The sequence below is a fragment of the Rothia similimucilaginosa genome (assembly GCF_029850875.1).
Lineage (GTDB): Bacteria > Actinomycetota > Actinomycetes > Actinomycetales > Micrococcaceae > Rothia.
The window spans coordinates 343397-358997 of record NZ_JAOVAM010000001.1 but is presented as its reverse complement, the minus strand read 5'-3'; the positions used below and the strand labels follow the sequence as shown (position 1 = coordinate 358997).

At 61.0% G+C, this 15601-nt stretch carries 12 protein-coding genes and 4 tRNA genes; all 16 read left to right on the top strand.

All coding sequences use genetic code 11. From position 1 onward, the window contains the following. The first annotated feature begins 37 nt into the window (after positions 1–37). Positions 38–1093, top strand: a complete 1056-nt coding sequence (locus QFX05_RS01375; protein WP_279740273.1) for a 3-isopropylmalate dehydrogenase — start codon at positions 38–40, stop codon at positions 1091–1093. A 360-nt stretch (positions 1094–1453) separates the two neighbouring features. Next, positions 1454–2551: a branched-chain amino acid aminotransferase gene (locus QFX05_RS01370; RefSeq protein WP_279740271.1), complete on the top strand. Its 1098-nt coding sequence runs from the start codon at positions 1454–1456 to the stop codon at positions 2549–2551. Positions 2552–2786: 235 nt separating this feature from the next. Then, positions 2787–3539: a fumarylacetoacetate hydrolase family protein gene (locus QFX05_RS01365; protein WP_279740269.1), complete on the top strand. Its 753-nt coding sequence runs from the start codon at positions 2787–2789 to the stop codon at positions 3537–3539. A 57-nt stretch (positions 3540–3596) separates the two neighbouring features. Continuing rightward, positions 3597–5108, top strand: a complete 1512-nt coding sequence (gene gltX / locus QFX05_RS01360; RefSeq protein WP_279740267.1) for a glutamate--tRNA ligase — start codon at positions 3597–3599, stop codon at positions 5106–5108. A gap of 2 nt (positions 5109–5110) precedes the next feature. Beyond that, positions 5111–5491: a hypothetical protein gene (locus QFX05_RS01355; RefSeq protein WP_279740265.1), complete on the top strand. Its 381-nt coding sequence runs from the start codon at positions 5111–5113 to the stop codon at positions 5489–5491. A gap of 385 nt (positions 5492–5876) precedes the next feature. Beyond that, a tRNA-Gly gene (locus QFX05_RS01350) sits at positions 5877–5952 on the top strand. A gap of 518 nt (positions 5953–6470) precedes the next feature. Beyond that, positions 6471–6542, top strand: a tRNA-Gln gene (locus QFX05_RS01345). 22 nt (positions 6543–6564) lie between these two features. Next, positions 6565–6640 (top strand) — tRNA-Glu (locus QFX05_RS01340). Positions 6641–6836: 196 nt separating this feature from the next. Continuing rightward, positions 6837–6911 (top strand) — tRNA-Val (locus tag QFX05_RS01335). Between the two features lie 108 nt (positions 6912–7019). Then, complete coding sequence (locus tag QFX05_RS01330) at positions 7020–7868, top strand: PD-(D/E)XK nuclease family protein (protein ID WP_279740263.1); 849 nt, start codon at positions 7020–7022, stop codon at positions 7866–7868. Positions 7869–8133: 265 nt separating this feature from the next. Beyond that, complete coding sequence (gene def / locus QFX05_RS01325) at positions 8134–8730, top strand: peptide deformylase (protein ID WP_279740262.1); 597 nt, start codon at positions 8134–8136, stop codon at positions 8728–8730. A 6-nt stretch (positions 8731–8736) separates the two neighbouring features. Next, complete coding sequence (gene fmt, locus QFX05_RS01320; RefSeq protein ID WP_279740260.1) at positions 8737–9705, top strand: methionyl-tRNA formyltransferase; 969 nt, start codon at positions 8737–8739, stop codon at positions 9703–9705. After that, complete coding sequence (locus QFX05_RS01315; protein WP_279740258.1) at positions 9702–11684, top strand: RsmB/NOP family class I SAM-dependent RNA methyltransferase; 1983 nt, start codon at positions 9702–9704, stop codon at positions 11682–11684. The genes fmt and QFX05_RS01315 overlap by 4 nt, the downstream gene beginning before the upstream one ends. 54 nt (positions 11685–11738) lie before the next feature. Next, complete coding sequence (rpe, locus tag QFX05_RS01310; protein ID WP_279740256.1) at positions 11739–12434, top strand: ribulose-phosphate 3-epimerase; 696 nt, start codon at positions 11739–11741, stop codon at positions 12432–12434. Between the two features lie 366 nt (positions 12435–12800). Beyond that, positions 12801–13874: an iron-siderophore ABC transporter substrate-binding protein gene (locus QFX05_RS01305; RefSeq protein ID WP_279740254.1), complete on the top strand. Its 1074-nt coding sequence runs from the start codon at positions 12801–12803 to the stop codon at positions 13872–13874. 129 nt (positions 13875–14003) lie between these two features. After that, positions 14004–15434, top strand: a complete 1431-nt coding sequence (locus QFX05_RS01300; RefSeq protein WP_279740252.1) for a hypothetical protein — start codon at positions 14004–14006, stop codon at positions 15432–15434. Positions 15435–15601 lie beyond the last annotated feature (167 nt).

The window sequence follows — 15601 nt, the reverse complement described above, 5'->3', positions numbered from 1 at the left end:
TCTACCGCCCACCCGCGGCGCGTATTACGGTAGAGGCATGACTGAAGCACGTAGCATCGACCTCGCCGTTATCCCCGGTGACGGCATCGGCCCCGAAATCATTACCGAAGCCCAGCGCATCCTCGCCCGCGCCTGCGAGCTCGAAAATATCACCGTGACCCCCACCCACTACAAGCTCGGTGCTGAGCACTGGCTGGAAACTGGTGAAACTCTGCCCGACTCCACCATGGACGCCCTCAAGCAGCACGACGCGATCCTCTTTGGTGCCATCGGTGCAGACCCGCGCAGCGGCAAGATTCCCTCCGGTCTCATCGAACGCGAAATGCTCCTGAAGCTGCGCTTCGCCTTTGACCACTACATCAACCTGCGCCCCTCCCGCCTGTACCCCGGTGCAGTTTCTCCGCTTGCCAACCCCGGAAACATCGACTTCGTCGTCGTGCGTGAAGGCACTGAAGGGCCCTACATCGGCAACGGCGGCGTTATCCGCGGCGGCACCCCCCATGAAATCGCCACCGAAGTCTCCCTTAACACCGCACACGGTGTGGAGCGCCTAGTGCGCTACGCCTTCGAGCTGGCTTCCACCCGCCGCAAGAAGGTCACCCTCGTGCACAAGACCAACGTGCTCACCCACGCAGGCCGCCTCTACAACCGCTACTTCACCGAAATCGCGGCTGAATTCCCCGAGGTTGAGACCGACTACCTGCATATTGACGCCACCACCATCTTCATGGTCACCGACCCTGCCCGATTCGACGTGATTGTCACCGATAACCTCTTCGGCGACATCATAACTGACCTCGCCGGTGCAGTGACCGGTGGTATCGGCTACGCGGCAAGCGGCAATATTAACGCCGTCGGCGAGTTTCCCTCCATGTTCGAGCCCGTACACGGCTCCGCACCGGATATCGCCCGCCAGAACAAAGCAAACCCCACCGCCGCAATCCTCGCCGGCGCGATGCTGCTGCGTCACCTTGGTCACGATGCTGCCGCAGCCCGCATTGAGGACGCTGTCGAAGCAGATATGCGCGAAAACGGCGCGAGCATGCGCGGAACCGATCAGGTCGGTGCAGACGTGCTCGCACGCCTCGGTTAAAATCCACGCGGCTAAAACTTATCAGCCGTAGCAGCTGAATGCGAAACACCCGTGAAGCCCGGAAGGAACATACCTTCCGGGCTTCACCTGTTCATATCCTGAATGGGAGAAAAGGCGCACATGCGGCAAACGCATCTTTCCGGTACTCTAAAACAGGTCAGGCACACCCGCCCGGCACCTCGGCGGTGGACACCATCCACCACTAGCTTTGATGCATCCGACTAGCACAGACCGCTAGATGCACCATCTGCCCCGTACGACAACGCGCCCGGCGGCACACACTGGTCCCTCGCCCCGCCGCGAGAACCGCCACTCAAAGAACGCCCACAGAGGCAACTAGACGAAGAGGAACGCAGAACGATGGCCATCGAATTCAGCCACGAAGCAAACCAGTCACCCGCCACCGCCGAACGCCGCACTGAAATCCTTGCAAACCCCGGCTTCGGCGACTACTTCAGCGACCACATGGTCACCATCGACTGGGAAGGCGACTACAAGACCGGCGGCACCTGGTACGACGCACGAGTTCATCCCTACGGCCCGCTCGTCCTTGACCCCGCAGCATCCGTCTTCCACTACGGTCAGGAAATCTTCGAAGGCATTAAGGGCTACCGCCACGCTGACGGCTCCGTATGGACCTTCCGTCCCGAGAAGAATGCGGCACGTTTCGCGAACTCCGCACGCCGCCTCTCCCTGCCCGAACTGCCCGAAGAACTGTTCATCAAATCCCTGCGTGAACTCGTGAAGGTCGACGAAAACTGGGTACCCACCGGCGACGGTGAAGCCTTCTACTTCCGACCCTTCATGATCGCAACCGAAGCGTACCTCGGCGTGCGCCCTGCAAAGCACGTGCAGTACCACGTCATCGGCTCGCCCGCAGGTAACTACTTTGGCACCCCCGAACCCGTAGACATCTGGCTCTCCACCACTTACGCCCGCGCAGGCGAAGGCGGCACCGGTGCGGCAAAATGCGGCGGTAACTACGCAGCATCCATGATTGCCCAGACCGAAGGCGAAAAACACGGCTGCAAGCAGGTCATCTTCAAGGACCCACACCGCGGCGACGCCATCGAAGAGCTCGGCGGCATGAACGTCTTCTTCGTCTTCGGCAAGGAAAACAAGATCGTCACCCCCGAACTGACCGGCACCATCCTCGAAGGCGTGACCCGCTCCTCGCTGATTCAGCTCGCCAAGGACCGCGGCATGACCGTCGAAGAGCGCGCCATCACCCTCACCGAATGGCGTGAAGGCGTGGCAAACGGCGACATCACCGAAATCTTCGCCTGCGGCACAGCGGCAGTGGTCGCCCCCATCGGCAAGCTCAAGGCTGAAGACTTCGAAATCCCGGCACCCACCGAGCACTTCGGCGAAATCTCCAAGAGCCTGCGCGAAGAGCTCGTCGGTATTCAGCTGGGCACCGTTGAGGACCGCCACGGCTGGATGACCCGCCTCATCTAAACGTTCAACAAACGTAACCCGCGAAATCCCCGCAGGATGCCCCGCCCGACCCCGCACGTCGCGCGGCGAGTAGCCCGCGGGGATTCGCTGTACCCGGTAAATGCTGTGCCCGGTCAATAGTGCGTGCGGCGTTGCTACCCCGAAGATAGGGGAGGGGAGGCGAACCCCACCGCCGCCCCGCCTCGCTCAGACCCCACCCGCCGCCCCGCCCTCGAAGGCTGGTACCCTAGAAGGTATGCGTATTGCACGATTTACCGTAAATAATGAGCTCCACTTCGGGCTGGTAGAAGGCGATGCAGGCGAAGAAACCCTGCGCGTGCTCGCCGGAGACCCCTTCTACTCGGGTATCGAACCGACCGGCACCACCTACCGCATCGACCAGGTGCGCCTGCTCGCCCCGATCATCCCCCGATCCAAGGTGATTGGAGCGATCGCAAACTGGGCAGGAACCGAAGCACCTGCCTCCCCGCAGTTCTTTCTCAAGCCCAACACCACCGTCATTGGTCCCGGTGACCCCGTGACCCTGCCCGAGTATTCCGAAGCTGTCAGCGCAGAAGGTGAACTCGCCGTCATTATCGGTCGTATCGCCAAGTCTGTGCCTCTTGAGCGCGTGCACGAAGTCATCTTCGGCTACACCGTAGCCAACGACCTCACCGCCCGAGACCTGCTCGAAGACCGCCAGTGGACCCGCGCCAAGGGCTTCGACGGCTCCACCCCGCTCGGCCCCTGGATCGAAACCGACCTGGACACCGACTCGCTGAATATTACCACCTGGGTTGACGGCGACGTCGTGCAGGAAGGCAACACCTCCGAAATGCACTACTCTGTAGCCGAACAGGTTGCCGCAGCCTCCGAAATCTTCACCCTGCTGCCCGGCGACGTACTGCTCACCGGCACCCCCGCCGGCATCAGCGTACTGCGCGACGGCAACGAAGTAGAGGTCGAAGTCGAAGGCATCGGCTCTCTCGTCACCCGCGTGCGCGACTAAGCTGACCGCGCCCAAAAACGTAACGTACATCCTGAAACACACCGTTAAGGAGACATCATGACCGAATACCACGGTCCCGTACTCAACAGCCCCGCAGACACCCGCGTCCGCTTCTGCCCCTCGCCCACCGGCACCCCGCACGTGGGCATGGTCCGTACCGCCCTCTTCAACTGGGCGTACGCGCGCCACACCGGCGGCAAGCTAATCTTCCGCATCGAAGACACCGACGCGGCACGTGACTCCGAAGAGTCGTTCAACCAGGTGCTCGAATCCCTGCACTGGCTCGGCATCAACTGGGATGAAGGCGTTGGCGTCGGTGGTCCCCACGAGCCCTACCGCCAGTCCGAGCGTAAGACCGCAAGCATCTACAACGAGATCTTCGCAAAGCTCGTTGAAGGCGGCTACGTGTACGAAGACTTCTCCACCCCCGACGAGGTGAAGGAACGCCGCAAGGCAGCCGGTCAGGACCCGCAGCTCGGCTACGACAACTACGACCGCAACCTCACCGAAGAGCAGAAGGAAGCCTACCGCGCAGAAGGCCGCAAGCCCGTGTGGCGTCTGCGCATGCCCGATGAGGACATCACCTTCAAGGACCTCGTTCGCGGCGAAATCACCTTCAAGGCAGGCACCGTACCCGACTACGTGGTCGTCCGCTCCAACGGCGACCCGCTGTACACCTTCGTGAACCCCGTCGACGACGCACTCATGGGCATCACCCACGTGCTGCGTGGCGAAGACCTGCTCTCCTCTACCCCGCGCCAGATCGCGCTATACCGCGCGCTCATCGACACCGGCGTGACCAGCTTCATCCCCGAATTCGGCCACCTACCCTACGTCATGGGCCAGGGTAACAAGAAGCTCTCCAAGCGTGACCCCGAGTCGAACCTCTTCCTGCTGCGCGACTCCGGCTTCATCAAGGAAGGCCTGCTGAACTACCTGTCGCTGCTGGGCTGGTCCCTCTCCGCAGACCAGGACGTCTTCAGCATCGACGAGCTCGTCGAGCACTTCGACGTGCACGACGTTGTTGCCAACCCCGCACGCTTCGATGTGAAGAAGGCAGAGTCTATCAACGGCGATCACATCCGTGCGCTCGATCCCAAGGACTTCCGCGACCGACTCATCCCGTATCTGCAGGCCGCAGGCGTACTCGGCGAAACCCTCACTGAGCGTGAAGAGCAGGTCCTCACCGAAGCTGCCCCCCTCGTTCAGGAGCGTATGCAGCTGCTTGGCGAAGCACCCGGCCTGCTCGCATTCCTCTTTAAAGCTGACGAAGAAATCAGCACCGCAGACGATGCACGCAAGCAGCTCAAGGAATCCGCACCGCAGGTTCTTGCCGCCGCTATCGAGGCTCTGGAGCCCCTCGAGGACTTCACCGCAGCCAACATTGAGGGAGCCCTGCGCGCCGCAATCGTCGACGGCCTGGCAATCAAGCCACGCCTCGCATTCGGCCCCGTGCGTATCGCAGTGTCCGGTGAGCGCATCTCCCCGCCTTTGTTCGAATCCATGGAAATCCTGGGCAAGGAATCCTCCCTCGCACGCCTGCGCAAGCTTGCCGCTGAACTGAGCTAACCATGAAACAGTCGATCATGGGGAGGGCGCTGCTGAAGGGCTCCATCATGGCGCTCACCAACGCCTGCATTATCTGGCTGTTCGCCTATATTGCTGGCTTAGACCGCTCCGTGTGGATGGTCGTCATCATTATTGCCGCTGCGGCGCTCGCCTACGTGACCGCATTCCTGGAGGCACGCGCCATGCAGAACGCGGTTCACGGCGGCGACGTAAGCACCTCCTCGTCTGTTGTTGATTCTTCGGACCCTTCGGACGAAGAAGAGGAAGAGAACGACGACTTCGTGGACCCGGGCCCCGACCCGGAGGCGGGCGACTTCGACGCTGGAAGCTCCAGTAGCTCCGACTACTCTGGCGGAGGCGACTCCGGTGGAGGCAGCGACTAAGCTCTAGCTACTCTTGATGCAGCTACTCTCTGCGTAGCTACATGGCGTAGTTACTCATGGCGCGCTCGCAGGCACCTCAGGTGTCTGTGGCGCGTACTGTGAGAGTCCGGCGAGAACCCACGTTTCAAGAGAATCCCCTTATCCAGCGGGAATCAGAGGACCGAAAAGTCTGAAGAAACCCGGTGGATAAGGGGATTTTTTATAAATTTGAGAATATTTTTTGTGATGGGTATTTCCTGCAAGACTGCTAGTCAGTATATTTTATGGGGGTTAATCTGGTTCTATCTGGGGGAGTGCGGCAAGAATTTGGTTTGCGTACCCCAGTAAAGACTCGTATAGTAGTACCTGTTGTTGCGACGAACTGAAAAGTTCAAAGCGAAAACATGCGGTTGTAGCTCAGTTGGTAGAGCACCACCTTGCCAAGGTGGATGTCGCGAGTTCAAGTCTCGTCAACCGCTCCACTGAAGCCCCGAGGTTCGCCTCGGGGCTTTTTCGTTGTCTCTGGGTTTTGTTGTCTGCAGAAGTTTTAGCTTTTGAAGGCGTGGGTTGGGAGTGAGATAGAGGTCTTGTGATCTTCTCGAGGTGACTGCTTGGGTGAGCTGACTGTCTGGCTATCTGATTTTCTGCCTGACTGACTGTTCGAATACCCGGCTGTCGGGAGGTGGTGCAGAAAGAAAAAATCTTCAAAAAATTTGAGATGCAAAATGTGCGGGGGAGAGACTAAAGCTGCTCTCTGAGCTCCCTTGAAGCTGCTTTGAGGGGTGAAAAGTGGCCCCAAAACCTTCTTTTTGAAGAAATTTAAAAAACTTTTTAGCCCTAAAAACCCCGGAAATACGCGGAATTGGCGGGCGTAAAACTGTGAATGTGAGGCGTCTCTCCAGGTTTCGGCTTGCACGCCTCCAGAAAGACCCGTATAGTTATTACTCGTTCCGGTGAAAAGCCGAAAGGCAAGAAGCGGAACGGTAACTCAATAGAGTAATGGGATATGGTGTAATTGGCAACACGAAGGTTTCTGGTTCCTTTGTTCTAGGTTCGAGTCCTGGTATCCCAGCTAACCTCCTGTTGGAGGTTGCGGCCCCATCGTATAGCGGCCTAGTACTCCGCCCTCTCACGGCGGCAACACCGGTTCAAATCCGGTTGGGGTCACCACTAGGAAATAAGCCCTCAGTCTTCTGACTGAGGGCTTATTTATTTATTCGGCGAAACTGGTTTTAGATTCTATGGTGTCGCCGTGTACTCATCGAAACTCAAGGGGCTTCTCGGCGGGGAGCAACACAGGAATAAAAAGGGGGTGGCGCGCAAAATTTGACCTTCATGCCAAGCCCCGGTATAGTCTTATCCGTAAGCGTGATTGGCGCAGTGGTAGCGCGCTTCGTTCACACCGAAGAGGTCACTGGTTCGAACCCAGTATCACGCACCAATAACCCCCGTTTCAAGGAACGGGGGTTTTATTATGCCCACCGGTATTTGTGCCCACAGACAGTACAAACTCAGCCGCGGACACAACCACCCGAGAATGAGGTACCCCGTGACAACACCCGAACTCGCCGCAGCCACCGACTACGGACGCATGTACGCACGCGTCCGCGGAGGAGAACCCCTCGTCCCCTCCATCACCACTGTCATCGGGCAGCACACCAGTGATCTCAGTGGCTGGCACGGGTATATGGCAGCCAAAGCCGCCCTCGAAGACCAGCGCGCATACCGCGCCACCGGATCTCACGGCCTCAAATTCGCCATCATCCGCGACGCAGCCAGCGCCTCCGAACGATACCGCGACGTAGCTGCTGCCCGAGGCGACCGCGTCCACAACTACGCCGAAGCAGTCGCCCTACGCACCATGGGACGCGAACACAACCTCGATGAAAGCCGTGAACAACTCATCATCAACGGGGAACAAGCCTACGCTGACCGCTTCGACGAATGGTGGGAAGCCTTCAAGCCCCGACCCCTCGCCGCCGAAGTTACCATCTGGAACGAAACCGTCGGCTACGCGGGCACCCTCGACCTCGTCGCAGAGATCGCAGGTCGAACCTGCATTATCGACTACAAAACCAAGGGCACCGACAAACGCGGTCGCGTCAAAGCACTTGACGAAAAAGTCGTTATGCAACTCGTCGCCGGACTCAAAGCCGAAGAATCCCTCCTCGACCCCGACGAAGGCACCTGGGAACCCTGGAAATACGGCGACGCACCCGTCCTCATGGGCGTGGCACTCGGCGAAACGCAGGTGTTGCCGCAGCAGGCAAACCCCGCCGTACTCGAACGCAACTGGTACAAGTTCTGCGCCCTGCGCCGGGTCTGGGAATTCGATCGCCAGGTCCAAGAATTTGAAGACCCCGTGCTCATGCCCGTAGTACCTCCGCCCGCGGCATAGATCAGTACCTCCGCCCGCGGCATAGATCAGTACCCCCGCCCGCGGTATAGGGGAGAGGCTGTAACCCCCGGGAGGTGAGGCTCAGTCCTCACTCCAATGCCTCGATTCGTTCTAGATTCGCGCTACTGAATCGGCGACAATAGAACAATAGGCAGAACGGCACGCTCCCACTGGGAAAAACCTGCTGGGAAAACCGTCAGCGCAGTTCTGCCACCATTTTGAAATCCGTAAGCACATTCCCGGCACCCGCCGGCAAAGGAGAATCATGACCATCCTGAGCATCCGCACCGTAGGCGACCCTGTGCTACGCAGCGTCTGCGACCCCATCACCGTCTTCGACGACGACCTGGCACGACTCATCGACGACATGCTAGAAACCATGTACGACGTGGGTGGCGTGGGCCTTGCTGGCCCGCAGGTTGGCATCTCCAAGCAGATTTTCACCTTCGGAGGCATTGACGACCGCGAGGGCTACATCATCAACCCCGTGCTTGAGGTCGGCGAAGAAAATCAGGAAGGTGGCGAAGGTTGTCTGTCCGTGCCCGGTCAGAAATCCGCGACCCCACGCAAGAACTGGGCGCGCGTGACCGGCGTGGACCGACACGGTGAACCCCTCGTGCTGGAGGGGGAGGGCCTGTTCGCGCGCATGCTGCAGCACGAGACTGACCACCTGCATGGCAAGCTCTTCATCGACCGTCTCGTGGGTGAAGACCGGCAGCGCGTGATGCGTGCCCTGCGCGCCGCAGACTACAACACGGTCGCAGCTAAGACCGTGACCGAGCGTGCAACCCGCGTGGGCGGTGCCTTCGGTGGTGGTGGCGCCTTCGGTGCCGGTTCCTCCCTCGGTAGCTTCGGAAAGTAGGCTCACATGCTCAACATTATTTACGCAGGCACTCCAGATGTTGCCGTGCCCCCGCTCGACTACCTGGCGAACTCCGATAAGGTGCGCGTGGTCGGCGTGCTCACCCGCGAAGACGCCCCCGTGGGCCGCAAGCGCGTGCTCACCCCCTCCCCGGTGGCACAGCGTGCCGAAGAGCTCGGTCTGCCCATCGTGAAAGCAAATCGTTGGAACGACGAAGCCGCCGCGGCCATTGCCGAACTGAACGCTGACGCAGCCGCCGTGGTTGCCTACGGTGCCCTGCTGCCGCTGCCCGCGCTTGAATCCCTGCGCTACGGTTGGGTCAACCTGCACTTCTCCAAGCTACCCGCATGGCGCGGTGCAGCCCCCGTACAGCGCGCTCTCATCGCCGGTGAGCAGGAAATTTTCTCCACCACCTTCCTGCTTGAAGAAGGCCTGGACACCGGCCCCACCTTCGAACAGGAATCCACACCCGTAGCCGCCGACGACACCGCAGGCACCGTGCTGATGCGCCTCGCCACCAGCGGTGGCGCACTGCTTGAACGCACCTTCGAACGCCTCGAAGCGGGCGAGAGCGGCACCGTGCAGGTCGAGGACGAGTCGGTCAGCTACGCCTCCAAGATGAGCATTGCCGACGGCCGCCTCACCTGGACCGAACCCGCCGAGCAGATCCTGGCACGCTTCCGCGGCGTGACCCCCGAGCCCGGCGCATGGTGCGAACTGGGAGAAAACCGCTTCAAGATCGGTGGTCTGGCGGTTGCCGACGAGCGCCTGGTACAGTCCCTGACCGAGGCGAACAGCGGCCCCCTCGCACCCGGTGCGGTGCGTCTGCACGCGAAGAAGGTACTGGTCGGCACCGGTACCGAACCGCTGATGCTGCTGCAGGTTCAGCCTGCCGGTAAGAAAATGATGGATGCGCCCGCGTGGGCTCGCGGCGCTGGCAAGGACATGGCGGAAGGCCTGGTGGTACTCGCATGAGCAACGAAAAGCGCCCCTACAAGGGTGGACACGGCAAGTCCGGTCACTCCGGTAACGGCAAGTTCAACCAGGGCAAGCCCAATCAGGGTGGCGGCCAGGGTTACGGCCAGGGTGAGGGCGGTGCGAAGCGTAAGCGTCGCCGCCGCTCCGGTGCAGGTACCGGCTCTGGTGTGAGTGAGCAGAACCGCCAGCAGTCTCAGAACTCCGAGCGTTCGCAGAATCAGCGCTCGCAGAATCACCGCTCTCAGAGCCGCCCGCAGAAGTGGGATGACAACTCCCGCCCCGAATCGCGCACCGGTCGCCGCTTTGACGGCCTGACCAGCGTCGAACGCGCCGCACGCCGCGCCAAGACCGAGCACGACGACACCAAACGCGGTGGCGGCGGCACCTCCCAGCGCAATAAGAGCGGCCACGAACGCAACCGCCGCTCCATGTCTGCCCGCGAATTCTCCGCTGCGGCACCCTCTGCACGCGCGCGTACCGCAGACATCGCACGCGCAACCGTCTTCGACGTACTGCGCTCCGTGGCGGAATCTGACGCCTACGCGAACCTCGTGCTACCCAAGACGATTCGTAGCTACCGTCTAGACCACCGAGACGCAGGCTTCGCAACCGAACTAACCTACGGCACGCTACGCCACCAAGGCACCTACGACGCAATCCTCAGCCGCTGTGTAGATCGCTCCATCGAGAAGGTCGGCACCACCACCCTTATCGTGCTGCGCATGGGCGTGCACCAGTTGCTGAACATGCGCGTTCCCGCCCACGCGGCACTGAACCAGAGTGTGTCCCTGGCACGCGAAAAGATTGGTGCGGGCCCGGCAAGCTTCATCAACGCGGTGCTGCGCCGAGTCTCTGAACGCACCCCTGAAGAGTGGTACGAACTCATCATTGAGGACGCGAAAGACGACACCGAGCGCATGGCACTGCTCGCCTCGCACCCCGGCTGGATTGTGCGTTCCATGCGCCAGGCACTCGTCGCGCATGGCCGCCCCGCCTCCGAAATTGAGCAGCTGCTCGAAGCGGACAACCTCGCCCCCGTGGTCAACCTGGTTGCACTGCCCGGTCTGGGTACCCTCGACGAGGCACGCGACCAGGGCGCCGTCGACGGCGAACTGGTTGACGGGTCGGCACTGTACGCCTCCGGCGACTTAGCGCGCCTGGAATCCGTACGTGAAGGCACCGTCCGCGCCCAGGATGCCGGTTCCCAGCTGGTAGCACGCGCGCTCGCCGCAGCACCCCTGGACGGCGCCGACACCGCCTGGCTCGACCTGTGCGCAGGCCCCGGCGGTAAAGCGGCGCTGCTCGGCGCGCTCGGTATTCAGCGCGGCGCATCCCTGGTCGCCAACGAGGCGGCACCGCACCGCGCTCAGCTTGTGGAATCCTCTATGCGCCCTCTTCCCGAGGACAGCTACACGGTACTTACCGGCGACGGCCGCCAGATCCGTGAGACCCTGCGCAGGAACACCTCCGACCTGCCCGGCTCCATTGAACCCGGTCAGCTGTTCGACCGCGTCATGGTGGATGTGCCCTGCTCCGGCCTGGGTGCCCTGCGCCGCCGCCCCGAAGCACGTTGGCGCAAGTCCCCGCGCGATATTGCAGAGCTGCTGCCCCTGCAGCGTCAGCTCTTGGATGCAGCGATTGAGACGACCCGCCCCGGCGGCGTCATCGCGTACGTGACCTGTTCCCCGCACGCGGCAGAAACTCAGAACATTGTGGCTGAGGTGCTCGAAAGCGGCGCGGTCAGCCTGCTCGACTCCGCCGCCGCACTGCGTGAAGTTGCCCAGCACACTGAAGGCGCGAAAGGCGAACCCGTGAGCGTACTAGTGGGGGAGAAGGACCCCGGCCACACCCCCGAGATCAAGGTCAAGAAGGGTGCCCCGGACGTGAAGGCTTCTCAGAACCCGACCACGGCACAGCTGTGGCCGCATGTGCATGGAACCGACGCAATGTTCCTCGCCCTGCTGCGCAAGAACTAGCCGCTTCACCGCCTAGCATCATTCGCCATACGGCACGGATTTGAAAGGAACCCCATGGGTATTGCCATTAACCCGTCGATTCTCTCGGCGGATTTCGCGAACCTGCAACGCGAGCTGGAGCGCATTTCCACCGCAGACGCCGCGCATATTGACGTGATGGACAACCACTTCGTCCCCAACCTCACCTGGGGCCCACCGGTGGTCAAGCGTCTGCGCGAAATCTCCCCGGTGCCGTTCGATGTGCACCTGATGATTGACGAGGCCGACCGCTGGGCACCCGAATACGCCAGCATGGGCTGCGAATCGGTGACCTTCCACGCGGAGGCGGCTATCGCACCCATCAAGCTGGCGCGAACCCTGCGTGCTGAGGGTGCGAAGGCAGGTATGGCGCTACGCCCGGCAACCGCCGTGGAACCCTACTTGGACATGCTCAGCGAACTGGACATGCTGCTGATTATGACCGTGGAACCGGGCTTCGGCGGCCAGGCGTTCCTGGACGTAACCCTGCCGAAGATTGCCCGTGCTGCCAAGGCGATTGAGGGCGCGAACCTGCCGGTGACCGTACAGGTGGACGGCGGCATCACCGAAGAGACCATTCTGCGTGCTGCGGAGGCGGGCGCAACCTGCTTCGTTGCCGGCAGCTCGGTCTACGGTGTGGACGAGGCGCTCGGCGGTCCGGAGGCGGCCATCGCCTCCCTGCGTGCGGCGGCCGCATCGGTCAAGCGCTCTGGCACCGGTTGTGGCTGCTAGCGGTACTCGCCGATAACGGTGTACGCCAGTAATGGCGCCCGGCATCTATAAAACCCCGCACCTATAAAACCTCAACGCCCCGTTGCGAAGACTGCACCCCGTCGCGGTTCTTTGCAACGGGGCGTTTTGCATGTCTTGCTTTTTGCCCACCGTGGTTTTATAACGAGATAACGGTGAGGGAGAGACACTCATTTAAGCGACATAGTGTCAGCAAGACAGTGACAAAGAGTGAAATATGTTAACCCGCCGAATTCCGCGGCAAACCTGGGCATCCTGACGGTCGGAGAATGCAAACTGAATACGTCTTGATGTAACACTCAGATATCTGTAAGGTTAGGTATAGTTTAGTTATATCTAGGGGGAACTATGCCTTTCAACCAAACCGATCTGACCGACACCGAAAACCACGGCGCATCGGGCGTTAACCGCCGCGCCTTCTTCGGCTTGGCGCTTGCCTCCTCGGCTGCTCTCGCCCTCGCGGCATGCAGCAGCGAGACCACCACGACCACCACTTCCGGCGGTTCCACCTCGGGCGGCAACGGCGGCACCCGAACCATCAAGGATATCGACGACGAGAACGTAGAAGTTCCCGCCAGCCCGAAGAAGGTTATCGTCCTCTCCGAACCCACCCTCGACGGCCTGCTCGCCCTCGGCGTGACCCCCGCCGGTTCGGTCTCTGGCCGCGGCCAGTCCGGCGTACCCAACTACCTCGCCGACCGCGCCAAGGACGTGCAGATCATCGGCACCGTCGCCCAGGTCAACTACGAGCAGATCGGCAACCTCGAACCCGACCTGATTCTCGTCGACTCCACTGGCGTGGACAAGCGCTCCGATGCCTACGAAACCCTCAAGAAGATTGCCCCCGTGGTCTACTGCGGCTACGCGGGTGGCGACTGGCGAATCAACTTCCGCAACGTCGCCAACGCCATGAACATGGTCGACAAGGGCGAAGAAGTCATCAAGGCATACGAGGCAAATGCCGCGGCGCTGAAGGGTCAGCTCGCCCCCAAGTACGGCGACAAGACCTTCTCTATCGTCCGTTGGGCAGGCAACGGCCCCGCCCTGATTCTCAAGGAACTGCCCGCCGGCCAGGTGCTCAACGACCTGGGTCTTAAGCGCCCCGAGGCGCAGGACCGTAACGGCCAGGGTCACTCCGAGCCCGTCTCCCTGGAGAACCTGGCAACCATCGACGCGGACTACATGTTCCTGGGCACCCTCGGCGGCGCAAGCCAGCAGAACCCGAACGCGCAGGGCTCCGCAGGTCTGCAGGGCGCCGAAGAAGCACTGAATAAGGCGAAGGAAACCTCCGGCTTCACCAACCTGAAGGCCGTCAAGGACGACCACGTGATTCTCGTGGACGGCTCCAAGTGGACCTCCACCGGCGGTCCGCTGCTGCTCGAGGGCATTATCGAAGACGTCAAGAAGGCGCTTCCGCTCTAAACATCCCGTTCTGAACACTCGGTGAAGCAATCACACGCTGAAGCTTCCGCCACACCCCTTCCCACCGCGACCTGAAAACCGCGGCGGGAAGGGGATGCACGACCCACCACACCATCCTCAAGGAGCACAATGACCGAAACTCGACCCGTGCGCACCGCAGCCCGCTACGGTGCCGTCGTGGCTCTCGCCGGCGCGCTCATCACCCCTGGAGCAGCGCTGACCGGCACCACTCTCGCATTCGCGGATTCCAACCTGCCGATTGGTATCGCCTCGGACCCGGCGGCGACCCCGTCAGCCTCGGCTACCCCTAATGCTGCTCCCTCTGATGAGCCGAGCAAGACCGCTGAGCCTACCCCGTCCGCGTCATCGAGTATTCAGCCGACTAAGTCTGCCAGCTCCAAGACAGCGAACCCTGTGAAGGCACGTGTGACCATCTCCACCGAAAAGTGGCGCGAAGGCAAGATTGTGGTGCGCGGTGAAGGCTTCGTGAGTAATGCCCCCGACCGCGGCGCCATATTTGCGGTCAAGTTCCTGGATGCCCTCCCCGATAAAGCACACCAGGCCATTAATCCCCTGACTAAGGAGGGTGGCAACTCGCCTGCAAACTTCATGGCAATTGCCAATGAAGACGGTACCTTTGAGGTTGAGGTTCCTCTGCCCACCACCGAAAACACCGGTTTGAGTGCCGAAAAACTGGTGGAGGCAGGCTGGGCTACCGAAAATTCCGAGCACAACGTGCAGATCCTCTCCGGTTCCTTGGGTGGAGCAGATGAGCAGGGTAAAAACTACGACCGCGGCGTGTCTATTCGACAGAAGATTAAGCTCAGCGACAAGGCTCCGGAGTACGCCCCCGGTGACGCACCCGAGCCGGTCAACGCCTCCGAACTGACCGCTGGTAATGGCGTGCAGGTGAGCCGTGACGGCTCCACCGTGACCGTGACCGTGCCGAACGCTGAACCGGGCACCTGGGTGTACGCCGCGACCTATCTCGGTAACTCCCCGCAGACCCTCTACGGCTCCGGCTGGAAGCGCCTGGATAACAACCGCAGTTTCAGCTACGAGACTAGCGGAACTATGTCTCCCACCACCTACCGAGTGGTTGTGCACAACGGTAATCAGGATGCTGAGAATGCCGTGCTTGGTTTTGCTGACATAACTATCGAGCGTGTCGTGGCACCCCGCGAGGATGTATCCAATGATGACCAGGGCTCCTACGATGTGGAGCCGTCACTCGCCACAGTTGTTACTCCCGCCGAACCTATTGTGAAGCGAGTGCAGGCTAAGGCGAAGGAAGCAGCTCCCCAAAGCGCTGCCTCGACGCCCCAGGCTAATGCGAGTGTTAAAGCCATCAGCTCACCTTCTGCTTCTGCCTCGCCGCGTTCGAATGCAAGTGCTACCTCCAGCCCTACGGCCCTGACTGCGCAGGGGCCAACCATTGAAGGTACTGAGCTAACCGGTATGACCAAGTGGCTAGTCAATAACGCCAACAACCTGCTGCTTTCGGCAGCTGGCTTGGTGATTCTGACTACGGCTCTGGTGTTGCGTACCTCCAAGAAGTAAATTTTCTGACTGCACACTCACACCGGCACCGGCTCACCCCCCTGGAGAAGGGGTGCGTAAACCGGGTGCCCCTCCGACTACTTGGGTTCAGATATACAGCGTCGCTCCGTTGTTTCTGCTACGGACCGGAATATCCAGAGATGAACCTGGCAAAGATTTGAAAGGAC

Bases quoted from the DNA above. Each gene is read 5' to 3' on its own strand.
- fmt (WP_279740260.1), top strand. From the start codon at position 8,737: ATGCTCAACATTATTTACGCAGGCACTCCAGATGTTGCCGTGCCCCCG.
- QFX05_RS01300 (WP_279740252.1), top strand. From the start codon at position 14,004: ATGACCGAAACTCGACCCGTGCGCACCGCAGCCCGCTACGGTGCCGTC.
- def (WP_279740262.1), top strand. From the start codon at position 8,134: ATGACCATCCTGAGCATCCGCACCGTAGGCGACCCTGTGCTACGCAGC.
- QFX05_RS01370 (WP_279740271.1), top strand. From the start codon at position 1,454: ATGGCCATCGAATTCAGCCACGAAGCAAACCAGTCACCCGCCACCGCC.
- gltX (WP_279740267.1), top strand. From the start codon at position 3,597: ATGACCGAATACCACGGTCCCGTACTCAACAGCCCCGCAGACACCCGC.
- QFX05_RS01305 (WP_279740254.1), top strand. From the start codon at position 12,801: ATGCCTTTCAACCAAACCGATCTGACCGACACCGAAAACCACGGCGCA.
- QFX05_RS01315 (WP_279740258.1), top strand. From the start codon at position 9,702: ATGAGCAACGAAAAGCGCCCCTACAAGGGTGGACACGGCAAGTCCGGT.
- QFX05_RS01355 (WP_279740265.1), top strand. From the start codon at position 5,111: ATGAAACAGTCGATCATGGGGAGGGCGCTGCTGAAGGGCTCCATCATG.
- QFX05_RS01365 (WP_279740269.1), top strand. From the start codon at position 2,787: ATGCGTATTGCACGATTTACCGTAAATAATGAGCTCCACTTCGGGCTG.
- QFX05_RS01375 (WP_279740273.1), top strand. From the start codon at position 38: ATGACTGAAGCACGTAGCATCGACCTCGCCGTTATCCCCGGTGACGGC.
- rpe (WP_279740256.1), top strand. From the start codon at position 11,739: ATGGGTATTGCCATTAACCCGTCGATTCTCTCGGCGGATTTCGCGAAC.